This is a genomic window from Streptococcus hillyeri (genome assembly GCF_003686955.1).
GTDB classification, from domain to species: domain Bacteria; phylum Bacillota; class Bacilli; order Lactobacillales; family Streptococcaceae; genus Streptococcus; species Streptococcus hillyeri.
The window spans coordinates 1-23,118 of record NZ_RCVM01000019.1 but is presented as its reverse complement, the minus strand read 5'-3'; the positions used below and the strand labels follow the sequence as shown (position 1 = coordinate 23,118).

Annotated in this window: 19 protein-coding genes and 1 pseudogene; all 20 read left to right on the top strand. The window is 38.7% G+C overall.

All coding sequences use genetic code 11. The features are described from left to right. Positions 1–255 precede the first annotated feature (255 nt). The 20 genes and pseudogenes from EAF07_RS08505 (at position 256) to EAF07_RS08410 (ending at position 22,548) form a co-directional block, all read left to right on the top strand. Entirely contained in the window at positions 256–1,896 is a 1,641-nt protein-coding gene (locus EAF07_RS08505; RefSeq protein WP_121836136.1) for a phosphoenolpyruvate carboxykinase (ATP), read from the top strand. A 108-nt stretch (positions 1,897–2,004) separates the two neighbouring features. Next, the gene (locus tag EAF07_RS08500) at positions 2,005–3,702 is read left to right on the top strand and encodes a M3 family oligoendopeptidase (RefSeq protein WP_121836135.1); all 1,698 of its coding nucleotides are present in this window, start codon (positions 2,005–2,007) and stop codon (positions 3,700–3,702) included. A gap of 102 nt (positions 3,703–3,804) precedes the next feature. Further along, positions 3,805–4,686 (top strand): mevalonate kinase, encoded by an 882-nt coding sequence (gene mvk / locus EAF07_RS08495; RefSeq protein WP_183121688.1) that lies wholly within the window; start codon positions 3,805–3,807, stop codon positions 4,684–4,686. After that, a complete protein-coding gene (gene mvaD / locus EAF07_RS08490; protein WP_121836133.1) occupies positions 4,668–5,600 on the top strand; it encodes a diphosphomevalonate decarboxylase in 933 nt (310 codons plus the stop codon). Before mvk ends, mvaD begins: the two co-directional genes overlap by 19 nt. Next, entirely contained in the window at positions 5,597–6,601 is a 1,005-nt protein-coding gene (locus EAF07_RS08485) for a phosphomevalonate kinase (RefSeq protein ID WP_425452098.1), read from the top strand. The genes mvaD and EAF07_RS08485 overlap by 4 nt, the downstream gene beginning before the upstream one ends. Beyond that, on the top strand, positions 6,594–7,133 hold the full coding sequence (locus EAF07_RS08480) for a GNAT family N-acetyltransferase (protein ID WP_121836132.1): 540 nt from the start codon (positions 6,594–6,596) through the stop codon (positions 7,131–7,133). Before EAF07_RS08485 ends, EAF07_RS08480 begins: the two co-directional genes overlap by 8 nt. Then, positions 7,126–8,124, top strand: a complete 999-nt coding sequence (gene fni / locus EAF07_RS08475) for a type 2 isopentenyl-diphosphate Delta-isomerase (protein ID WP_121836131.1) — start codon at positions 7,126–7,128, stop codon at positions 8,122–8,124. Before EAF07_RS08480 ends, fni begins: the two co-directional genes overlap by 8 nt. Positions 8,125–8,194: 70 nt before the next feature. Next, positions 8,195–8,371, top strand: a complete 177-nt coding sequence (gene rpsU, locus EAF07_RS08470; protein WP_027973330.1) for a 30S ribosomal protein S21 — start codon at positions 8,195–8,197, stop codon at positions 8,369–8,371. Between the two features lie 60 nt (positions 8,372–8,431). Further along, entirely contained in the window at positions 8,432–9,688 is a 1,257-nt protein-coding gene (locus EAF07_RS08465; protein WP_121836130.1) for a bifunctional folylpolyglutamate synthase/dihydrofolate synthase, read from the top strand. Positions 9,689–9,933: 245 nt separating this feature from the next. Beyond that, positions 9,934–13,770 carry a GH32 C-terminal domain-containing protein gene (locus tag EAF07_RS08460; RefSeq protein ID WP_121836129.1) on the top strand — a complete coding sequence of 1,279 codons (3,837 nt, stop codon included), beginning with the start codon at positions 9,934–9,936 and terminating at the stop codon, positions 13,768–13,770. Positions 13,771–14,452: 682 nt separating this feature from the next. Further along, a complete protein-coding gene (locus EAF07_RS08455) occupies positions 14,453–15,241 on the top strand; it encodes a Cof-type HAD-IIB family hydrolase (protein WP_121836128.1) in 789 nt (262 codons plus the stop codon). Next, positions 15,242–15,985: a substrate-binding domain-containing protein gene (locus EAF07_RS08450; RefSeq protein ID WP_245962718.1), complete on the top strand. Its 744-nt coding sequence runs from the start codon at positions 15,242–15,244 to the stop codon at positions 15,983–15,985. Between the two features lie 52 nt (positions 15,986–16,037). After that, positions 16,038–17,366, top strand: coding sequence for a sensor histidine kinase (locus EAF07_RS08445; RefSeq protein WP_121836127.1), 1,329 nt, complete (start codon positions 16,038–16,040; stop codon positions 17,364–17,366). After that, a pseudogene (locus EAF07_RS08440) lies at positions 17,363–18,046 on the top strand (response regulator transcription factor). The gene EAF07_RS08445 and the pseudogene EAF07_RS08440 overlap by 4 nt, the downstream one beginning before the upstream one ends. Continuing rightward, positions 18,033–19,334, top strand: a complete 1,302-nt coding sequence (locus EAF07_RS08435; RefSeq protein ID WP_183121687.1) for an ABC transporter substrate-binding protein — start codon at positions 18,033–18,035, stop codon at positions 19,332–19,334. The pseudogene EAF07_RS08440 and the gene EAF07_RS08435 overlap by 14 nt, the downstream one beginning before the upstream one ends. 154 nt (positions 19,335–19,488) lie before the next feature. After that, entirely contained in the window at positions 19,489–19,926 is a 438-nt protein-coding gene (locus tag EAF07_RS08430) for a PTS sugar transporter subunit IIA (protein WP_121836125.1), read from the top strand. 44 nt (positions 19,927–19,970) lie between these two features. Then, complete coding sequence (locus tag EAF07_RS08425; protein WP_121836124.1) at positions 19,971–20,468, top strand: PTS sugar transporter subunit IIB; 498 nt, start codon at positions 19,971–19,973, stop codon at positions 20,466–20,468. A gap of 64 nt (positions 20,469–20,532) precedes the next feature. Further along, on the top strand, positions 20,533–21,384 hold the full coding sequence (locus tag EAF07_RS08420) for a PTS mannose/fructose/sorbose/N-acetylgalactosamine transporter subunit IIC (protein ID WP_121836123.1): 852 nt from the start codon (positions 20,533–20,535) through the stop codon (positions 21,382–21,384). 1 nt (position 21,385) lies between these two features. Continuing rightward, positions 21,386–22,219, top strand: a complete 834-nt coding sequence (locus tag EAF07_RS08415; protein WP_121836122.1) for a PTS system mannose/fructose/sorbose family transporter subunit IID — start codon at positions 21,386–21,388, stop codon at positions 22,217–22,219. 35 nt (positions 22,220–22,254) lie between these two features. Further along, positions 22,255–22,548 carry a DUF202 domain-containing protein gene (locus tag EAF07_RS08410; RefSeq protein ID WP_121836121.1) on the top strand — a complete coding sequence of 98 codons (294 nt, stop codon included), beginning with the start codon at positions 22,255–22,257 and terminating at the stop codon, positions 22,546–22,548. Positions 22,549–23,118: the final 570 nt, after the last annotated feature.

Genomic DNA, 23,118 nt, shown 5'->3' with positions numbered 1-23,118 from the left:
ATATGAACGGATTTTTTGAGACCTAGGCTCAAAAAATAGCAATGAAACTCCGTAGGAGGTTGCTTGCGTCCGCACTTTTAAGAAAGAAACGAAAAGTAATTTTTGATTTTTGTTAAGTGTTAGATAGAATGATTTACGAAAATCTAAAATAATTTTCAAGAAAATCAAATTTTTTACCAAAAATGGTAGCGCTTTCTTATAAAAAGTAGTATACTTACATTAAAGAAAACGATTACAATATTAGGAGGAAACCCTATGGTTACACGTCAGCATTTTGCAGAAGAAGTGATGCGTAAGGACACACCTTACTTTTCAGCTTTGAAAACAACAGTTGAGACTGCTTTTTATGAAAATCATGTGAAGCCGATTAAAACGTTAGTTGAGGCTTACCAACTAGCTTTGAAAGCACCAAATACGATTGTGCTTGATATGCCGGTTGCTCATACTAAGGAACTTGGCCTTCCAGATGATGCGAAAGTGTTATTAGCAAATGGCGGAGCAATTGTTGGTCGTACTGCAAAAGCACGTCGCATCTATGGCAATAACCCACGGGAAGATGCTAAATTGTTACCAATTGTCCGTGATGCTATTTTTGAAAGCCGTCATAGACAGTATTATAAAGCAGATGCTATTGTTGGTCTTGATGAAGCCTTTATGCTTCGTGCCCACCTCATGGTGCCAGAAGATGATATCAACAACCTTTATTCATGGTTGATGAATTTCCAAATCATGAATGCAGACTACTTGGCACGCTTGAAGAATTCTCCACGCTATGAAGAAACAGATATTTATATCTTTTCAGATCCAGAGTGGTCACACCCAGATTATCCAGATGGGCTAGCTTACTTTGACACTAATCACAACTGTGCCGTTATTCTTGGGATGCACTATTTCGGTGAATTGAAAAAATCAACCTTAACACTTGCTTGGGGAACTGCTGCGCGTAACAATTATGTTTCTTGTCACGGCGGTCTTAAAATCTTCAAGAAAGAAGGACAAAGTCCTTACGTTGCGTCATTTTTTGGTCTATCAGGTTCTGGTAAATCAACACTTACTCACGCCAAACATGATGGTAAATACGACATCAACGTTCTCCATGATGATGCCTTTATCATTTCACAAAAAGATGGCTCATCCATTGCTTTGGAACCATCATACTTCGATAAGACCAGTGACTACCCAGCAGGTCATAGAGAACAAGATTACTTCGTAACCGTTCAAAACTGTGGTGTGGCTCTTGATAAGGAAGGCAAGCTCCGCCTTGTGACAGAAGATGTGCGCAATGGTAATGGTCGTACGGTGAAATCTCGTTACTCTACTCCAAACCGTGTGGACCGTATTGATGATCCAATCCAATCAATCTTCTGGATTATGAAGGATGATTCGCTACCACCTTTGGTACGCCTCTCAGATCCTGTTATGGCGGCAACTATGGGTTGTACCTTGACAACCATGCGTTCAAGTGCTGAAAACACTTCTGATAGCCTAAACAGCCTCATCATTGAGCCTTATGCAAACCCATTCCGTGTGTACCCATTGGTTGAAGATTATAAGAAATTCCAATCACTCTTTGAATCTGGTGTGCAATGTTATGTGATTAACACTGGCTCTTATATGGGCAAGAAAATACCAAAAGAAGTGACTCTTGGTATTATCGAGAGTGTTGTTGATGGTACTGGTGAATTCAAAGCGTTCGGCGATGTTCGTGGCTTTGATTACCTAGACGTTGAAGGGTTTGAAGTTCCTAATTTTGATGATTCTTATCGTCAACTTCTCCGTGATCGTATGCAAATTCGCCTTAACTATCTTCTTAACTTTAACCATGATAACCAAGAAAATCCGCTCCCAGCGGAAGCTATTCTCCACATGGAAGCAGTCTTTAATGATTTGAACTAAATATTATTTAGAGAGGGACGCTCCCTCTCTTTTTGCTTAGGCATGAGAAAACCCTTGCAAAATCATGATAAATGCACTATGATTGAGTATGTAGAAAGTGAGGACTTTATGTCATTTAAAGATTACCAATATGTACGTCCAGATTATGAAGCACTGAAAAGTCAATTGACAACCTTAACGCAGCAATTAGCGGATGCTCAAACTGGAGAAGAAGCTGTACGCATTGCAAAAGAAATCACAGCAATTAACTTTTCAACGGATACGCAAGCAACGCTATGGAGTATTCGTCATTCTATTGATATGACAGATGCCTTTTACAATGAAGAAACAGCCTTTTGGAATGAATACGCACCGCTTTTTGAAGAGCTAACAACGAATTACTACCGTGTCTTATTAGCTAGTCCATTCCGTGAAGATTTATCAAGCTTTTTACCAGAAACCTTCTTTATGTTGGCTGAAAACAAGTTGACAACTTTCTCATCTGAAGCTATTCCGCTTTTCCAAAAGGAAAATGAATTGGTGGATCGTTACAACAATTTGATGGCAACAGCGCAAATGGAATTCCGTGGAAAAACTTACAACCTTTCTCAAATGGGACCATTTGGACAAGACCCAGATCGTGCGACACGTAAAGAAGCAACAGATACCATTACAGCCTTTTTTGAAGCAAATGAAGAAGCTTTTGATACTGTTTACGATGAGCTTGTTAAAGTTCGCCATGAAATTGCCAAAACACTTGGCTTTAAAGATTATGTTGAATACGGTTATAAGAGCATGAATCGTTTTGACTATAATCGTGATATGGTCAATACTTATCGTCAGGAAATCTTGAAACACGTTGTCCCAATCGTCGATGAACTCCGTGAGCGTCAAGCTAAGCGTATTGGTGTTGAGCAGTTGAAACACTACGATTTAGGCTTAGAGTATCTTGATGGCAATGCCAAACCTCAAGGGACACCAGAGTTTCTTGTTGAACAAGCACAGAAAATGTACCGTGAATTATCTCCAGAAACAGGTGAATTCTTTGATTTCATGGTTGAAAATGAGTTGTTAGACTTGGTTGCTAAAGAAGGGAAAGATACAGGTGGCTACTGTACTTACTTACCAGACTATAAAGCACCATTTATCTTCTCTAACTTCAATGGCACTCGTGGGGACGTTGATGTCTTGACTCATGAAGCAGGACATGCTTTCCAAGTTTACAATTCACGCTGGGTAGAAACACCAGAGGCAATTTGGCCAACGTATGAAACTTGTGAAATTCACTCAATGTCTATGGAGTTCATGACATGGCCTTGGATGGATTTGTTCTTCAAGGAACAAACAGAGAAGTACAAGTTTAGTCACTTATCAGGTGCTCTTCTCTTCTTGCCTTATGGTGTTCTCGTTGACCATTTCCAACATGAAGTTTATGAAAACCCTGAGATGACACCAGCAGAACGCAAAGCCACTTGGCGTCGTTTGGAAAAAATGTACCTCCCTTCAAAAGACTACTCAGAGTCAGAGGCGCTAGACCGTGGTATTTTCTGGTACCGTCAAGGGCACATTTTCGCCTCACCGTTCTATTATATTGACTATACGTTAGCTCAAGTCTGTGCTCTTCAATTCTGGAAACGCACGCAGATTGACCATGATGAAACAGCCTGGGAAGATTACATGCGTATTTGTAAAATTGGAGGAACGAAATCCTTCCTACAAGTGGTTGAAGCAGCAGGCATTAAATCACCGTTCCAAGAGGGTGCGCTTGAAGAAACTCTTAATGCAACGAAAGCTTGGTTAGACGCTATTGATGATAGCCAATTTTAAGGATGAAACCACTCGGTTGAGTGGTTTTTCCTTGCCTAAAGGTGTCTGAAGCAATAGTTTTTTGTCGCCTTAATGGCAGTTTTGGGGTAAAATAGTAGTATGATAAAACAAAGTAAAATTGGAGTCGGTAAGGCTCACAGTAAAATTATTTTGATGGGGGAACACGCAGTTGTCTACGGCTACCCAGCGATTGCCTTACCCTTGAAAAATATTGAAGTGACCTGTCGGATTAAACCAGCCGACAAACGTCTTTTATTTGATGCCACAGATCCGCTTGTGACAGCTATTTTTGCTGCCCTTCGGTATCTTGAGATTAAGGATGAGCCAATCACTTATGAGATTGAGTCAATGGTGCCAGAGCGTCGTGGCATGGGGTCTTCAGCAGCTGTTGCCATTGCAGCAATTCGTGCGGTTTTTGATTATTTTGATCAGCCTCTGAGCATGAGTGTTTTGGAAATGCTTGCTAATCAAGCTGAGATTATCGCGCATACGAATCCCAGTGGGCTAGATGCCAAGACTTGCTTGAGTGATACCGCGATTAAATTCATCCGTAATGTCGGTTTTTCAGAAGTGGTGATGGATTTGAAAGCTTATTTAGTCATTGCTGATACAGGTATTCATGGGCATACCAGAGAAGCTGTTCAAGCTGTCGAAGCCTTGGAAGAAAAGGCACTGATTTATTTACACCATCTTGGAGATTTGGTTAATGAAGCTGAAAAAGCCATCTTTCTCAAAGACTTAAATGGTTTTGGAGAGGCGATGTTTAAAGCTCATGATAATCTGAAGCAACTAGGTGTTTCTAGCCCTGAAGCAGATCACCTTGTCAGCTCTGCGATGTCCAAGGGAGCCCTAGGGGCAAAAATGTCAGGCGGGGGACTTGGTGGCTGCATCATTGCCCTTACTGAGAGCCAGGAAAGTGCGATTGAAATTGCACAACATCTAAAAAAAGAAGGAGCTGTGAACACATGGATCGAAAGTCTGTAACTGTTGAATCCTATGCTAATATTGCCATCGTAAAATATTGGGGAAAGGCAGATGCCGAAAAAATGATTCCCTCGACCTCAAGCATCTCGCTAACGTTAGAAGATATGGTGACAAAGACAACACTAACGTTTTTGGAAAATGCAACCTCGGACAGTATGTTTATTGATGATATTGAGCAAGGAGAGGCTGAGTTGGTCAAAGCTAGCAAGGTGCTTGACTTGTTCCGAACAGATGACACTCAGTATGTGAAAATTGAAACCTGGAATAACATGCCAACAGCTGCAGGACTATCATCTAGTTCATCTGGTCTTTCAGCCCTCGTCAAAGCAGCAAATGACCTCTTTGGGGCTGGGAAAACACAAGCTGAGTTGGCGCAGATTGCCAAATTTGCCTCAGGCTCTTCATCGCGTTCTTTCTTTGGGCCTCTGGCAGCATGGGATAAAGATTCTGGGGAAGTCTATCGTGTCCAAACAGACCTCAACTTAGCTATGATTATGCTTGTCCTTAATGACCAACGAAAAGCCATTTCCAGCCGCGAGGGCATGAAATTGTGTACAGAGACGTCAACTTCTTTTCCAGAATGGATTAAACAGTCTGAGCAAGATTACAAGGCTATGTTGACCTATCTGGCTGAAAATGATTTTGACAAAGTGGGGCAGTTAACAGAAGCCAATGCTCTTCGCATGCACGAAACAACTCGAACAGCGACCCCGAGCTTTTCTTACTTAACAGAAGCTAGCTACGCAGCCATGGAAAAAGTGAAGGCTCTACGTGATGCTGGCGAGCGGTGCTATTTCACGATGGACGCTGGACCAAATGTCAAAGTGCTCTGCCTGGAAGAAGATTTAGACCGCTTAGCAAGCATTTTTGCTGAGGATTATCACGTTATTGTGTCTAGGACAAAAAAACTATGATGACTGCTAAAAAAATCACTGTTCATACAGGTGGTAAACTCTATCTTGCAGGGGAATATAGTATTTTAACCCCTGGTCAGACAGCGCTCATTCAGCATATTCCTATCTATATGACTGCAGCAGTTGAAAGGTCAGATGAAATCATCCTCTCATCAGACATGTTTGATTATACTGTCGGTCTTGAGCCGGATGCTAACTATTCCCTCATCCAAGAGAGTATAGCAACCTTTCAAGCCTTTTACGGAAAGCAGTTACCACCGTTTAGTTTGACCATTACGGGGAAATTGGAACGTGACGGTCTCAAGTTTGGCATTGGCTCAAGCGGTTCAGTTACCGTTTTGACCCTCAAGGCTCTTGCAGCCTTTGTTGCCCTTCCTTTGACATCCGATGAGTTGTTCAAGCTGGCGAGTTATACCCTATTAAAGCTCGGCGATAATGGCTCTATGGGGGATATCGCCTGCATAGCTTACGAAGATTTGGTTGCTTATACTTCCTTTAACCGTGAGAAAATAGCAGAGCAGATTACTCAAAAGCCGCTATCTGAGTTGATGGCGATGGACTGGGGATATACCATTGAAAGGCTGGCGCCACACATCCAAGCTGATTTTTTAGTCGGTTGGACCAGACAACCAGCCATTTCTAAAGATATGATTAACCAAGTCAAAGCTGCCATTACGTCAGACTACTTAGTAGAAACTCAAGTTGCTGTTTTACAAGCTAAAGAAGCTCTGCTGTCTGGAGATAAGGAACAACTGAAGAGCGCTCTTCAAATCGTCTCAGACCTTCTTGTTTCCTTAAGCTCTGCCATTTACATTGATAACTTAAAAAGACTAAAAGAGGCGGAAGAGGGGCTGGATATCATTGCTAAATCCTCTGGTTCTGGAGGTGGTGATTGTGGGATTGCCATTAGTTTTTCACAATCAGCCAGTACAGAACTCATTAACCGTTGGGCAGACGCAGGAATTGAATTACTTTATCAAGAAAGGTGGGAAAATGACTGAATTAGAGTTGGTTTTACCCGATATAGACTATTTAGAGGAAGTTGTAGCATATAAAGCAGAATTTCTTCAGGCAGGTGAACACTTACATGGTGGAGCTCGATTAGACATCATGTCTGATTTATCCGAATGGTTAACTCATGTCATGACCATCGCAAAAGGGGAAGGATTAGAAGAAGGACGTGTTCCTTCGTCAACCTTTCTTTGTATTCGCCAATCAGATCAAAAAATGGTCGGGATTTGCAATATCAGACACAATCTGAGTCAGCCTTTTTTGGTCAATTTTGCTGGACACATTGGCTATTCTATTCGTCCAAGTGAGCGCAGAAAAGGCTATGCTAAGGAACAGTTGAGACTAGCTTTGAAAGAGGCTGGTAAGCTAGGGATTACGAGAGCTCTTGTGACCTGTGATGTCAACAATGTAGCCTCTGAAAAAACGATTCTTGCTAATGGTGGAAACTATGACAATACTTACGTCAATCCCTCAGATGGCTCAGAGACAAAACGCTACTGGATAGAGGTGACCAATGACTAATCGAAAAGATGACCATATAAAACATGCTTTAAAGTATCAAGCCCCTTACAATAGCTTCGATGACATTGAGCTCATCCATCGGTCTTTGCCAACTTATGATTTGAACGAGATTGATTTGAGCACCCATTTCGCTGGGCGTGATTGGGACTTTCCCTTTTACATCAATGCCATGACAGGTGGTTCGGAAAAAGCTGGGCAGGTTAATCGGAAATTAGCAGAAGTAGCAGCAGTGACAGGGATTCTCATGGTGACAGGTTCATACTCTGCTGCGCTAAAGAATGAGCATCCTGACTCCTTTGATTTTCGTGAGGCATTTCCAAATTTACGCCTTGCAACTAATATAGGAATTGATAAACCTATTGAACTTGGACGAAAAGCCGTTGATCAAATGAAACCACTCTTTCTGCAAGTTCATGTCAATCTCATGCAGGAATTACTTATGCCAGAAGGGGAAAGGGCGTTTCGCTCATGGAAGAAAAACTTAGAAAGCTATGCTTCTGAGCTGGATGTACCTGTTATTCTTAAAGAAGTCGGCTTTGGAATGGATGACCAAACGGTCCGCTTTGCTATGTCCAAAGGCATCAAAACCGTTGATATCTCAGGGCGCGGAGGAACAAGTTTTGCCTACATTGAAAATCAGCGTGGGGGAAATCGTGATTATCTGAACGAATGGGGGCAATCAACGGCTCAAACCTTGCTAAACCTGAAAGACTTGAGGGAAGAGATTGAAATCTTGGCTTCAGGTGGTGTGAGGCACCCACTTGATATCATTAAGTGCCTTGTCCTTGGAGCAAAAGCAGTGGGCTTGTCGCGTACGGTCTTGGAGCTAGTTGAAACGCACACAGTTCCAGAAGTGATTACGATTATCAATGGCTGGAAAGAGGATTTACGCCTCATTATGTGTGCTTTAGATTGTCGAACAATTGCAGAGCTATCCAAAGTGGACTACCTTTTATATGGAAAATTAGCACAAGCAGTAAAAAAAGTTTGACACATATATAACCTTGTGTTAAAATAATTGAGAACGTAAATCGTTACATTATCTTGAGGAGGTGAAATCTATGTCAAAAACAGTCGTTCGTAAAAATGAATCTTTAGACGATGCACTTCGTCGTTTCAAACGTGCGGTTACTAAAGCTGGTACTCTTCAAGAGGCTCGTAAACGTGAGCACTATGAAAAACCATCTGTAAAACGTAAACGTAAATCAGAAGCAGCGCGTAAGCGTAAAAAATTCTAATAGAATTTGAGGAGACTAGCCTAGTGCTAGTCTTTTTGCTATACTAAAACTATGAAAAATATGACTTATGAAGAGACCCTGGACTGGATTCACGGTCAATTAAAATTTGGAATCAAACCCGGCGTGAAACGTATGGAATGGATGCTCAATGAACTTGGCAATCCTCAGAAAAATATTAAAGGTGTTCATGTAGTCGGTACGAATGGCAAAGGTTCGACTGTCAATTATTTGCAGAACATTTTTACTCAGGCAGGCTATGAAGTAGGGACTTTCATATCTCCTTATATCATGGACTTTAGAGAACGTATTTCTGTAAATGGAGAAATGATTTCTAAGGAAGATTTGGTCAAATTGGTTGAGATTGTAAAACCCGTTGTCGATCGGCTTCCTCTTGAGACGGACCTGAAATCGGCAACTGAGTTTGAAATTATCACGACCATGATGTTTGTCTATTTTGGGAAGATGCATCCCGTTGATATCGCGATTATAGAGGCAGGGCTTGGTGGCTTGCATGATTCGACAAATGTTTTTACCCCTATGGCAGTCATTTGCACCTCTATCGGACGTGACCACCAGTCTATTTTGGGAGACAGTTACCAGGAAATTGCCCAGCAAAAAGTGGGTGTTTTAAAAGCGGAAGTCCCTTTTATCTTTGCGGAAAAGCGTGACAGTGTTCGGCAAGTATTCTATAATCGTGCCAATGCACTTAATTGTCCTACCTATGAGTTTGACAAGGAGTTTAGGACTTTTGGAAATAGCAGGGCGTTTCAGTTTTCTAATGGTGTTAACACATTAGACATTTCTTTAAGCATGTCGGGACAGCACCAGGTTGCAAACGCCAGTCTAGCCATCCAGACCAGTCTCATGTTATCGGATTGTTATGCAAAGGTCACTCCGACCGTTATTCAACAAGCCTTATCTCAGGCAAAATGGCAGGGGCGAACAGAGCTCATGCGTCCAAACCTGATGATTGATGGCGCCCATAACGATGAAAGTATTGCCGTTTTGGTTGATGTCCTCAAGGAAAATTATCCTGACTATCACATCCATATTTTGTTCGCGGCTATTGATACTAAGCCTGTCACCACCATGCTGGACCAGTTATCTGTTTTTGATACCCTAACAGTAACCAGTTTTGATTACCCGAACAGCATCAAAGTAGAAGAATATCCTGATAAATACGTCCGAATAGAGCATTTTGAGACATGGATCGACACCGTTGCTAGTCGTCCAATACCTAAAACACTTTATGTGATTACAGGCTCCCTTTATTTCATCAGCCAAGTTAGAAAATCTTTGTTGGAAGATACAAACTAATAGCTTCATTGATAAAAAGTATAGAATCTTAAAAAATAGGTTCTATGCTTTTTTTGTAGAATTAATAAGAGCATTACTTGAAGAAAATAAAATTTTTACATTATTGAGTGCAATAAATGTGACAGATGTCATGATGATAAATGACATCTGTCTATTGTATTCGTTTGTAAAAGGTCATACAATTATATTATCAGAAAGCGTTTTCTTTTATCGCTTGAACCAAAATCCATTTGGAGGTATATTTTATGAAGAATATCAAAGAAACACAATGCAAAAATTGGTATATGCGCAAGAGAGGGAAGATTTGGATATATGGCTGTTCAGCTTTTTTAGTGGGATTAACCTTAGCGACTTCTACGTATCAGGTATCAGCTGATGTGGTTGAAGGAGCAACATCAGAGCAAGTTGTTGCTCCGCTAGTCGCACCAACAAGTGATAGCATTGTTGGAGAAGAGCTTGGTACTTCAGAGATATCAGAAGTGACCGAAGAAACTCTAGGAACTGTTGATGAAACATCAGGATACATAACTCCTGTAGTAGCTCCTGTTTCTGAGGATAGCTCAGCAGCAGCTACAACTCCAGAAGTGTCAGATGAAGAAGCTGCCCCTCAAAATCATTCGGCAAGTGATGTTTCAGAAAGTCCATCTGTAGCAAGCGAATCTACCGTAACATCAGGCTATCACACGAATCTTAACAATCTATCCTATGATGAAAATGTGTGGAAACTTCAAGAAGATGGTCTCTATAGCAATGCTATTGGTAAGGGAGATAATTTCCTCTATACTGAGTCACATGGAAAAAACTTTATTTTTGAGACAGATGTAACCTTCTTAAAGAATGAGGGGGCCGCTTCATTAACATTCCGCTCAAATAATGACCCAGAGAACCTTAAAAACTATACTGTCAATTTAGATGCTAACAGTCACAGAGCGCGTCTATGGCGCTGGGCAGAGGCTAATTTGATTGATGATAAAGAAGTTGCAGCAACACTAGATAACCGCTATCATTTGAAGGTTGTAGCGACTGATGAATGGCTTTCTTACTATGTTAACGATGTATTGATTGCCAATTTGAGTGATTTTACCCTTCAGAGAAATGATAAAGGGCAAACAACACCAATTTCAGAAGGATATTTTGGATTGTTGAACTGGAACGGCGAAATGATTTTCCAAAACACCTTCTACACACCGTTAGCAGATGAGGAATTGCCATTTTTAGAAGATATTATTGTCAGTTCAACAGAAGGAACTGTTGAAACCAAGGGTCAATTTTTCCCAAAAGAAGCTACTCATATTCAGTATGTGAAGCATGATGCAAAAACTATCCGTTTAGAGAGTGTAGCTAAACAACCTGGAACAACAGTTACCATTCAAGATGCGAAGGGGACTGTTTATAACGTCCTTGAAGATATTCCATTAGATGTTGGTGCCAATTATCTAACTGTGACTAGTCAAATTCTAACAGCATCTGGTCAACCTGTTTCATTGACCTATCGCCTCAATGTTCATCGTCGCCAATCTGATGATGTGTACTACAATGAGCTTTATCGAGGACAATTCCACTACTCTGTTAAAGATGGCTGGGCTAATGATCCAAACGGTTTAGTTTACTACAATGGTACTTATCATCTCTTCTATCAGTTCCATGATGATACCAAATGGGGACCAATGCATTGGGCACATGCCACAAGTAAAGACTTGCTTACTTGGGAAGAACAACCGATTGCCTTTTACCCAGATGCTAATGGTACCATGTTCTCAGGTTGTATCGTTGTTGATGATAAAAACACTTCAGGCTTGTTCGAAGATGGTAATGGTGGCCTTGTTGCCTTAATCACTGTCAATGGCGAAGGACAACGAATTAAACTTGCTTACAGTACGGATGAAGGTAAAACTTGGCAAAAATCAGATAAAATTGCAGCAGACTGGGCTAATGATCCTTTGAATAGCCGTGATTTTCGTGATCCAAAAGTCTTTCGTTGGGAAAATAAATGGTTCATGGTGATAGCAGGCGGACCACTACGTATCTACTCATCAGATAATTTGACAGATTGGAAGGTGGAATCGACTTATCCAGAGCTTCATACCGAGTGTCCAGACTTGTATCCCCTACAAGCAGAGGATGGTAATTTGAAGTGGGCACTTTCTCGTGGAGGGCGTTTCTACAAAATTGGAGACTTTAAACCAGTTGATGGTTCATGGCGATTTGTACCTGATGCAGTTTATGAAAATGAAGATCACATCATGAACTTTGGTAAGGATTCTTATGCTGCGATGACCTACTATGTGCAAGATTTTGGTACTAGTGCTCAGCCAACCCTTCCTGAAGTGATTGAATTGAACTGGATGAACACTTGGGATGATTATTGTAATCTGGTTGCTGATGCCGTTGATCAAAAATTTAATGGAACCTTTAATTTGAATTTAGCACTTGGTCTTGTTAAAGAAGGTGATCACTATGTATTAACGCAAACACCTATTAAAGCCTATGAAAATCTTAGAGATACGAGCAAGGCTATCTCTTATAAAGATGTTACCGTCACAGAAAACAATGACTTGTTTAAGGATTTTGCTAGTGACACATATGAAATTATAGCTCATTTCCAACCAGGTGAAGCGACTAATCGTTTAGGTTTTGATTTACGTGTTGGTGATGGTGAAGTTACAAAAGTTATCTATGATCTTGCCACTGAGACCCTTGCCATTGACAGAAGTCAATCAGGTATTATCTTAAGTAATCAATTTGCTAAAGTTAATCAGCAGCATGTGACACGCCATGCGGATGGTAGTATTGATTTACATCTCTTTGTAGACCGTTCAAGTGTTGAAGTCTTTGCTAAGGGTAATACAGTAGCTGGTGCTAATCAAATTTTTCCTGCCCCAACAAGTCTAGGATTAAGAGTCTTTTCAGAAAGTGATACTTCTAAAGCGGATATCACTGTTTATCCATTGACAAGCATTTGGAAAGAAAGAAGAGATGTTTCTACACCTCTTGATGTGGTAGCAGCAAGTCCAAAAACAACACGAGTAACCGTTGGTGAACCAATACCATTGAAAGCTTACGTGATGCCAGCAGTCGCTGCTCAAGATTTAACATGGACAGTTAGTGATAGTAGCGTTGCTTCTTTAACTGTAGAAGGTAATAAAGCTGTGTTGACAGGACTTAAAAAAGGTCAGGTCGTTGTTCGGGCAACATCTAAAGAAGACGCATCCCTCTATGAGGAATTTACAGTGGATCTTTTTGAAGATAACTTCAACACGAATTTGTCTCATCTAAAAGCTGTAGGCGGCAATTGGTACATTGATGGTGAAACTCTTTATGATGCTAATCAATCTGCCAACGATGCTTATATGAATACGCAAGTCCTACCATTTAGTGAGTATAAAATGAGTGTTGATATCAAGTATACGAAAGGTATTATTAATCTTTTCTTAGCATCTGCAAATAGTGATCCTGCCAATGCCTATGCTGTCCAATTTGGGGATAGAAATAATATTCGCCTTTATCGTTTCTATGGTGATACAATCCAAGAGGTTCCTATGGATAATAATATTAATGATGGTACCTATCACCATATTGATGTTATTAAAACAATAGATACTATCAAAGTAGCAGTAGATGGTAAAGAATTCCTTTCTCATAAATTTGATGTTACTGACAAGTATTTTAACCAACCATTTGTTGGTTTAGGGCTTTGGGATGGGCAATTAGAAGTTAAGAATTTTTTGGTGAATAATTTAGAAGAAACATCAGAAGATTCAGAAACTCTAGATTCTACTGAGAAACCAAATGTTTCAGATGAAGGCAATGGAGCAAATCAAGATATTCAAGACATATCAAACGAAGACAAGGTGGAATTATTGTCGAATTCAGAAAATAGGAAGAGACCTACTCCACCAACTCATTTAATGGGTAATCAAAGAGGTAATATTTCAAATGGTGATAAAGAAGAAGTAGACTTAGATGGAAAACTTTTACCAAAAACAGGTGATACTTCTTCCCTCGCTTTTGGAATCGGTATGATTAATATTCTGGGATTCTTCGCTCTTTTATTCAAGAGATTTTCGAAAAATGATTACTAATTGTGAATAAATTATTCTCCCTCATGAAATACTGAGGGAGATATTTATAAAAAGGGTTTCTTATACTTAACAAAAATCAAAAATTCCTTTTTCGTTTCTTTCTTAAAAGTGCGGACGCTCCAAAGGTCTGGGAGACCTTTGGAGGTGGGAAATAAGACGAACAGAGTTCGTCACAGTCGATAAGATTTGGGGAACCTTTTGAGGTAGGAAATGAAGCTGACAAAGTCAGTGTCCCAACCTCCTACGGAGTTTCATTGCTAGATTTGAGCTTATCTCTATCGCAGTAGATGATTGGATGTACTTGTCGACTACTCGACAGCGTCCAACCTAATCATCCTTGCGGGGGAATTACTACGAAATTGACTCTCAATTTCTGCAGTTCTCCCAAAAATCCGTTCATATCAAGCCAATTACCCTCGCTTTTTGATTTCTAAGCTCAGGCTGAAACTATCCACCGGACAGTTTCACTAATAAGAATACCACTATAGCGAAAGAAACATTTTAGTCTCACTTCGTTCGGTAGTGCATCAAAAGTATTAGAGGTTCTAAAATGCTAATTTTGATTTTGGACGAGTATTAATATGGTTATTACTTAATATAGAAAACCTTTTCAGAAAATGGTATACTAACATTGTAAAATATAGTATAAAATGCTAAGTAACAGTCTAGGAAGGTGGCAGTTATGGCAATTATTTTTAGTGATATTGATGGTACATTAATTAATAAAGACTTAGTGGTGACACCAAGAACTCGTAAAGCTCTAGTAAGAGCAATTGAGCAAGGGCATATTTTTGTTCCTGTATCGGCACGAATGCCTGAAGCTATAAAGCCTTTGCTAGCAGATTTTTTACCCCATACTCCGATTATTTCCTATAATGGGGCTCTAATACAAGATGAGAAGGGACGAGTTATAGATTCACAGGCAATGCCAGTTTCTGATGCTTTATCTCTGTGTCACTACTTAGAAGAACAGTCTCCAGAAGTTGCTTGGAATATCTATAGTGGCAGTTACTGGTTTTCACAAGATAGAAAGAATTACTGGATTTCTCGTGAAGAACGTGTGGTAGGATTAAATTCAGAAGAAATTCCTTTAGAAAAAATTTCAGAACTTCCAGAAGTACACAAACTTCTTTTAATGGGAGAACCAGAAGTCATTGAGACGCTTGAAAACGAATTAAAAGTCCGCTATCCGCAGTTATCAATTGCCCGTTCCTTGCCTTATTATATTGAAGTAATGGCCTCAGGTATTGAAAAAGGGAGAGCAGTAACCTTATTTGCTGAGAGCTATGGTGTTGCTTTGAGTGATACAATTGCTTTTGGTGATAATTTTAATGACTTAGATATGCTTAAAGTTGTTGGAAAAGGTTATGTGATGGCAAATGGTCCCAAAGAAGTTCAAAAAGCTATAGGAACTGTAACTAGCGATCATAATCATGATGGGATTGCCGAAGTCTTGGAGATGTGGGTATAAATGGTTGGTAAGATGAAACAAGTAAAAAGACATTGGATTGGCTTCTCATTATCACTTTTATTTGTCGGTTGTATCTCTATTTTATACGCTTGCTATAAATATAGACCTTTGAATGAAGAACGTGTTAAGATTGGTGCAACTTACATGACGATGAATAATGATTTTTATAAGGCGCTTCATTCTGAAATTAATAAGGAAGTGGAAGAGAGTGGGGATATCTTATTACTTCGTGACCCATCTTTAAATAGTGATAAGCAGGTTGAGCAATTAGAATATTTTATAAAAGAAGATTGTGATGTTATCGTTATTAATCCAGTAGATAGTAGTAACTCTGCGATTATAAACAAGTTAAAGGAAGCTAAAAGAAAAGGAATCGCTATCGTTGCTGTTGATAGCCGTTTAACAGATTCTAAAGCAGTTGATACAACGATTTTATCAGATAATTACAAGGCAGGTATTATGTGTGCTGAAAATCTTTTGGCAACTAAAACAAGTGCAGAAATCTTGTTATTAGAACATGAAACAACGGTATCAGGTAGTGATCGTATCAGAGGATTTTTAGACACAATATCTGGTCATGAGGGTTATCATATTGTCGCTTCAAGAGAAGTAAAAGGACAAACAGAGCTTGCCATGCCAGCTGTAGAAGAAGTTATCAATGAAGGAATCGCATTCGATACGATAATGGCTTTAAATGATCAGAGTGTCCTATACCATATAGGAGTAATATTATTGTTCCAGTAACTCTAGTTACTAAGGAAAATGTTCATGATTTTAATATTTCAGGGTGGCAGTGATGAATGGATTACGTTATCAGCGATACGCCAAACTATTGAAGATATTGCTGGTTTTTATTAATGTTTTAGCAGTTCTTTTTACTGTTTCAGTTTACCTATTTGCGACACGTTATATCGTGGAGCGAGGGCTTAGTCACCAACTATTAGAAAAACTTGAAGTCATCCCAAATTCTCCCGCAACTGTTTATTGGTATAGTCTCATTTCTTTTGGTCTCCTTCTTGTCATCATTAATTGGAGGCATAGGTTGCTAGCATCTAAAACAGAGTATAAAGACTGGCTTGCAGTTGCAGAAATTATCCTACTGATTACAAGTATTTCTGCCATGCAGTTTTCCTACAATGGCTTGATTTTGCTCGTGTTTTCTGATATCTTTTACAGTTATACGGACTTTTATACCATGAAGAGTCAACGTTATTGGACCGCATTTATTGTTATTAGCTTTAGTGTATTATTGATATCAAATTTTGATCTACTGTCTATACTTATCCCATTGCCCTCAATCAATACGTACATTAGTTTTATCCCATCACAATATCAGTTTATGTTGTTATTTATAAAAAACGGCTTGACTACTATTAATATGGTTGTGTTCATTTTATCTTTAGTGATGTTTATTATGTATTCTGTATCTGAAAATCATAAAATTGAAGAAGAACTACGTATGGCAGACAGGGCTAATAACCATTTAGAAGATTACATTGCGCTTGCTGAAAAAATGGCAGAGGACCGTGAGAGAAAGAGAATTGCTCGTGAAATCCATGATACATTGGGACATGCTCTGACAGGTATTTCTGCTGGAATAGACGCTGTCCTAGTCTTATTAGATTTAGACAAAGAGCACGCTAAAAAACAATTACTAAGTGTTTCAAATGTTGTTAGAGATGGTATTCAAGATGTTCGTCGTTCATTAGAAAAATTACGTCCAGGAGCTTTAGAACGTGTAGGGTTAGAGGAGGCATTATTAAAAATGATTGCTGATTATGGCAATTTATCTAAAATGCTTATTTCTTTAGATTATCACTGGGAGAATGTTGATTTAGACACGGCAAAAGAGGATTTAGTCTTTAGGTTGATACAAGAATCAGTGACAAATTCATTACGCCATGGGCATGCAGACCATGTGGAAATTGGCATGTATAGTCAAGATAAGGATTACATTATTACAATCAATGACGATGGTATTGGTTGTAAAGAAATTGTCTACGGGTATGGCTTAAAGCAAATGCAAGAGCGGCTGGCAGTCATAGGTGGTCGCGTACAGTTTGATAGTGCAAATGGTTTTCAAACAACCGTATTTATACCAAAACGCAAGGGAGAGGAAATATGATAAAGGTCTTAGTCGTAGATGATCAGGAATTGATTCGCGATTCCATTAGTATTGTCTTATCTGCCTATTCAGATATAGAAGTTGTTGGGACTGCAGCAGATGGCTTAGAAGTGCTAGATTATTTAAAAAATCAAACAGTAGATGTCATTTTAATGGATATTCGTATGCCTAATATGGATGGAGTGGTTTGTACAAAATTTGTTAAACAAAGTTACCCAGACGTCAAAGTTATTATCCTAACGACTTTTGATGATGATGAATTTATTTTTAGTGCGTTACAATAGGGAGCCTCAGGCTATATTTTAAAAGGTATTTCGACGAAAGATTTACACCAGGCTATTTTGACTGTCAATAGTGGTAATGCTATGCTTAATCCTGATATTGCTAGCAAAGTTTTTAAATTATTTTCGCAGATAAATCATCAACCTTCTAATACTTTGGAAGTTAATCAAGAAGCAGTTAATAGCTTATCAAAGGCTGAATGGCGTATTATTCAACAAATTGGTAACGGTTTGTCCAATAAAGAAATTGCATCAAAATTGTATTTATCTGAAGGAACAGTTCGAAATTATTTGTCTCATTGCTTATCTAAGTTAGAATTAAGAGATAGAACTCAGCTTGCTATTTGGGCTGTACAAACGGGAGTAACAACTAGGAATTACGATGATGATTCAATTTAAAAAACACTTGAAATCTATTCTGTTATTGAGCTTACCTATCTTAATATTGAGTGTTATAGGATATCAAAAGTTAACATCTCAAAAAGTTTTATGGATTGGGGTTTATACTGGAAGTAGTTGGGATGTTCCTAGTGGTCAAGAAAATACGTTGTTGGATGATGTGATTCGTCGTTTTGAAGCAGAGCATCCTTCTGTAACAGTCAAATATGAGAGTGGCATTACCAAGGAAGATTATTCAGGCTGGCTGGCTGATCATATTGTACAGGGGACACAGCCAGATGTTTTTATTGTGCCAGAGAATGATTTTAACCTCTTAGCGTCAACAGGCTCACTCTCTAATCTAGAAAATAAAATTAATAATTCTATTGATACTAATCGATATTATACCGCAAGTTATGAGGCTGGTGAGTATAACAATATCCCCTATGCGCTTCCTTTCGAAAGTAATCCTACTTTAATGTGTATTAATCGTGATTTGTTAGAGTCAGAGGGGATTGCTATACCACAATCAGGCTGGACGGTTGATGAATTTTTCCAACTATGTCAGCAATTGACAAAGGATACTGATGGTGATGGTATTATTGACCAGTATGGTACTGTTGGCTATACTTGGCAAAATGCGATGGCAGCTAATGGTTTATCACTGTTTCTGAATGATGGAGGCCAGGTAAACATTAATACGACTCCGATTAGAGATGTTCTTAATTGGTATCATGAACTTGAAAAGCTATCAGGTAATGTCAGTCTTAGTTCAAGTGATTTTGATAAGGGAAAAGTTGCCTTTATGCCAATGACTCTTGCAGAATATAGGACATACAAACCATATCCCTACCATGTTTCAAAATATTCTTCATTCTCATGGAGTTGTATTGAGATGCCAAGTAAATCCTCTATCAAAACGACTGAAATGAAGACTTCTTTATTTGGCATTTCTTCACAGACGAGTCAAGCTAACTTAGCTTGGGAGTTTTTACAGATGTTAAGTTCAGATGAAAAAACACAACAATCTCTATTTGCACAGTCACAAGGCGCTTCAGTCATTAAATCAGTTATGACAAGTCAAAAAAGCTCTGAGATACTACAAAATGATACTTTCGGGACAACTGCTTTATCATCAAAAACGTTAAATCAAATTTTGGAGTCTGCACAAACCTCCCCAAATTTTCGTTCTTATAATAATGTCATTGAAAAGGCTGACTATCTTATCAGTCAATCACTTGCTAAAGATAGTATTGATAGTGATTTGGGAAATATTCAAGAAGAACTCGAGCTTGAGCTGAGAAAATAATACAGAAACTTACCTTTGGATTTTCAGAGGTAAGTTTTTTAATGACAATTGTCACATTTTAAAATGATAAATGTCATCAAAAGTGATGATAATGAACACTTTGAAAACGATGTCAAAAAGAGTAAACTGTAATCAATAAAAGGAGGGAGATATAATGAAGTATTTAATACTTGTTAGTCATGGTGGCTTTGCAGAAGGCTTAAAAAATTCATTAGCTATGTTTGCTGAAGATAAAATGGATCATGTTATTGCGACCGGACTTCAGAATGGTAAATCAGTTGATGATTTTGCTGTTGAATTTAGAAATGCGATTTCTAGTTTAACTGCCGAAGATCGAGTCATTGTTTTAGCAGATATTGTTGGTGGTAGTCCACTGACAACGGCTTGTGGGGTGCTAGAAGAAAAAGGTCTACTGAGCAGTGCAACTGTCCTTGGTGGTATGAATCTTCCGATGGCGGTAACTTCAGTAGTGATGAAAGATGTTCTGGATGGTACGGACTTTGTTCAAGCAGTTTTACCAGAGGCAACAGCTGCTTTACAAGAATTTAAAGTCCAAGCAGAGGAACTCGAAGATGAAGACGACGATATTTAATAAAAAATGAAAGGAAAGAATGCTAGGCATTCGAGGTAATAAAAATGGTAGTTTCATTTGTACGTATTGACGACCGTATGATTCATGGTCAAACTGTGACACGTTGGGCAAAAGAATATCCTTGTGATGGATTGATTGCGGTTAACGATGCCGCGGCAAGTAATAAAGTTTTGACGCAAGCTTATAAAGGTGCGGCTTCAGATAAAAAGACTTTTGTTTGGACAGTCGATGCTTTTGGTGAGAAATCTCAAAAAGTATTAGATTCTGATACACGTTACTTTGTTATCACTAAAAATCCAATTGACATGAAAAAATTATTGGTAGATCAAGGGTTTGTTCCGGGTGATGTTAAAGAAATTATTGTCGGACCTGCTAACGATCGTCCTGGAGCTATTAAACTAGGTAATAACCAATCAATCACTCCAGAAGAGGCTGAAGCTATTGAAGCTATTGAAAAAGCTGGTTATAGAGTAAAATTCCAACTTTTACCTGATGTATCAATTGGTTACTGGTCTGACTTTAAATCAAAATTCGGTTACTAGCTTTACCACTATAAAGCATAATTAGGTTATAACATACTTTAATTTTTAGAATGGAGAAATTCTTATGACTATTTCTTGGTTTCAAGCTGCGCTCCTAGGATTGTTTGCCTGTTTAGCATCAATGCCTGGTTTGGGTGGCTCAAGTATCGGTAACTACACTTTAGGTCGTCCGCTTGTCGGAGGTCTCGTTTGTGGACTTATTCTTGGTGATGTTAAAACGGGTATCATCTGTGGTGTCGCAATGCAGTTGGTATATATTGCCCTTGTTACCCCTGGTGGTACTGTATCCGCAGACGTGCGTGCTGTATCATATATTGGTATCCCACTTGCAATGGTTGCCATTCATGCTCAAGGTATCAGCGCTTCATCTGAAGAAGCAGCAAACCTTGCTAAATCAATGGGGACTCTTGTAGGTACAATTGGTACTGTATTATTTTACGGAACTGCCACATTGAACTTGGCTTGGCAGCATATTGGTTGGAAAGCTGTTGAAGAAGGAAATTATAAAAAACTTTATAAAGTAGACTGGCTCTATCCTTGGATTTCACATTTAATCTTCTCATTCATCCCAACATTGATTATGTGTAAATTAGGTGCGAGTGCTGTAACTGCATTGCAAGAAGCTCTTCCTATGGATGGCATTGCAATGAAAACTCTCTTTACAGTTGGTGCACTTCTTCCATGTGTGGGGATTGCAATCTTGCTAAAACAATTGGTTGATAAAGTTACTGACTTTGTTCCATTCTTTGTTGGATTTACTTTGGCAGCATCACTTGGTCTTAACCTAGTAGCTACTGCTGTAGTATCACTTATCTTTGCACTTATTTTCTTTGAAATTGATATGGCAAAAATTAAAGCTTCATCAGCAGTAGTAGCAGGTGCTGGATTTGATGACGATGAAGAGGAGGATATCTAAGATGACTGAAAAACGTAAAATTTCCAAAAAAACTTTAACCAAATCTTTCCACCATTGGTACTATGGTCACTTAACTTGTTTCTCTCAAGAACATATGCAAACATTTGGTTATTTGACTTCTATGCTTCCAATCGTAGAAGAATTGTATCCAAATAAAGAAGATCAAAAAGCTCCAATGCAAACTTACACTGCATTCTTTAATACTGAGCCACAATTAGGGACATTGATTGTCGGAATTACAGCTGGTCTTGAAGAGGCGCGTGCAAATGGTGAATCTGTTGATGATGAAACAATCAATGGTATGCGTGCTGGTTTGATGGGACCAGTTGCAGGTATTGGTGACTCACTTGTTGTTGGTACCTTAATTCCTGTATTATTGGGGATTGCTTTGGGACTATCAACTGATGGTTCTCCTGCAGGTGCTATTTTCTACACAGTAGTTTGGAACTTGCTTGCTTACTTTGGTATGAAATTTGCTTATTTCAAAGGTTATGAACTTGGAGATAAGGCAGTTGAATTTCTAGTTGGTGCACAAGGTCAAGCTATTCGTAAGGCAATTGGTATCATTGGTGGTATGGTTATCGGTGGTGTAGCTGCGACTTGGGTATCTGTAAAAACATCTTTCCAATTAGGTAATCCTGAAAAACCATATTTGGTTCTCCAAAATCAGTTAGATTCGGTTTATCCTGGTCTTTTGACAGCTCTCTTCATCGTTCTTTGCTGGTGGTTAATGGCTAAGAAAAACTTATCTCCAATTAAAGTGATGCTCCTTTTAGTTGTTATTGCTTTTGTCGGAGTATTAGTTGGTTTCTTCAACCCAGGACTTTCTTACTAATTATCATAAAATAAAGATAAAGGAGAATTAGCGTGATGACAGAACAAGAATTGATTAAAGGATACGAAACTGAAATAGCCTATCAAAAACACATGATTGAAAATTTAGGTCGTTGGTTTAGCCTCTTATTTCTAATAACTAGCACAGGTTGTACCTTATTCTATTTTTTCCATGAAGATTCTCTTATCTGGGCAATTTTAAGTGGTATTTTAATCATTCTTGGTGTGTTTGGTATGCTACTCTTTGGATATGGTATTTATAAGGGACAAAAAAATGTTAATCGAGTGATTGATGATTTTGAAGAAAAAGTAAGGTTAACTAATAATTAGTTAAAAAGTCAGATGGTTTTATTATACTATCTGACTTTTTGTTATATTTTTGATAAGCAAAGTAAGGAAAATTATTTTTTAAGCTTTCATGTTTACTTTCTTGTTGATTTAATACTGAGTGCATTTCAAAATCTGAAAATACGTACTTTATATCATGTCGTGTGGTTTAAAATCATAAGAGTAAACATATGGGGATGTGTTTTGGAAATGCGACCACAACGGCTGCTTGAAATAGACCGTGCCGCTGTGGTAAAAAGACGATTGGCCTTGTATGGCAATTGTTGAGGGGATTTTTAAGATTTTTGGCTTGAAAATAATCAATGGAACTCCGTTAGGAGACCGCTTGTGTCCCACATAAGACTAACTATCCCAAAAAATTGTAAATATAAGTTATCAGATTTTTATTTTTTATGAGTATAAATAGTTGGATCTAGGCAATGCTTGCTAAATTCCCAAACTAACTTCCACCGTCTGTTAAAGTGGAAGTTAATCTGATAAAACCTCTAACAACCAGTGAAACTCCGTGTCAGGGTAAGTTCCACTGGTTTTTATAAAGGTTGATTTATTGCA

Excerpts from the sequence above, each read along its gene's own strand:
- EAF07_RS08420 (WP_121836123.1), top strand. The coding sequence starts at position 20,533 with ATGACTATTTCTTGGTTTCAAGCTGCGCTCCTAGGATTGTTTGCCTGT.
- EAF07_RS08425 (WP_121836124.1), top strand. The coding sequence starts at position 19,971 with ATGGTAGTTTCATTTGTACGTATTGACGACCGTATGATTCATGGTCAA.
- EAF07_RS08455 (WP_121836128.1), top strand. The coding sequence starts at position 14,453 with ATGGCAATTATTTTTAGTGATATTGATGGTACATTAATTAATAAAGAC.
- EAF07_RS08500 (WP_121836135.1), top strand. The coding sequence starts at position 2,005 with ATGTCATTTAAAGATTACCAATATGTACGTCCAGATTATGAAGCACTG.
- EAF07_RS08430 (WP_121836125.1), top strand. The coding sequence starts at position 19,489 with ATGAAGTATTTAATACTTGTTAGTCATGGTGGCTTTGCAGAAGGCTTA.
- EAF07_RS08445 (WP_121836127.1), top strand. The coding sequence starts at position 16,038 with ATGAATGGATTACGTTATCAGCGATACGCCAAACTATTGAAGATATTG.
- EAF07_RS08480 (WP_121836132.1), top strand. The coding sequence starts at position 6,594 with ATGACTGAATTAGAGTTGGTTTTACCCGATATAGACTATTTAGAGGAA.
- rpsU (WP_027973330.1), top strand. The coding sequence starts at position 8,195 with ATGTCAAAAACAGTCGTTCGTAAAAATGAATCTTTAGACGATGCACTT.
- EAF07_RS08460 (WP_121836129.1), top strand. The coding sequence starts at position 9,934 with ATGAAGAATATCAAAGAAACACAATGCAAAAATTGGTATATGCGCAAG.
- EAF07_RS08410 (WP_121836121.1), top strand. The coding sequence starts at position 22,255 with ATGACAGAACAAGAATTGATTAAAGGATACGAAACTGAAATAGCCTAT.
- EAF07_RS08505 (WP_121836136.1), top strand. The coding sequence starts at position 256 with ATGGTTACACGTCAGCATTTTGCAGAAGAAGTGATGCGTAAGGACACA.
- fni (WP_121836131.1), top strand. The coding sequence starts at position 7,126 with ATGACTAATCGAAAAGATGACCATATAAAACATGCTTTAAAGTATCAA.
- EAF07_RS08435 (WP_183121687.1), top strand. The coding sequence starts at position 18,033 with ATGATTCAATTTAAAAAACACTTGAAATCTATTCTGTTATTGAGCTTA.
- EAF07_RS08485 (WP_425452098.1), top strand. The coding sequence starts at position 5,597 with ATGATGACTGCTAAAAAAATCACTGTTCATACAGGTGGTAAACTCTAT.
- mvaD (WP_121836133.1), top strand. The coding sequence starts at position 4,668 with ATGGATCGAAAGTCTGTAACTGTTGAATCCTATGCTAATATTGCCATC.
- EAF07_RS08415 (WP_121836122.1), top strand. The coding sequence starts at position 21,386 with ATGACTGAAAAACGTAAAATTTCCAAAAAAACTTTAACCAAATCTTTC.
- EAF07_RS08450 (WP_245962718.1), top strand. The coding sequence starts at position 15,242 with ATGGTTGGTAAGATGAAACAAGTAAAAAGACATTGGATTGGCTTCTCA.
- EAF07_RS08465 (WP_121836130.1), top strand. The coding sequence starts at position 8,432 with ATGACTTATGAAGAGACCCTGGACTGGATTCACGGTCAATTAAAATTT.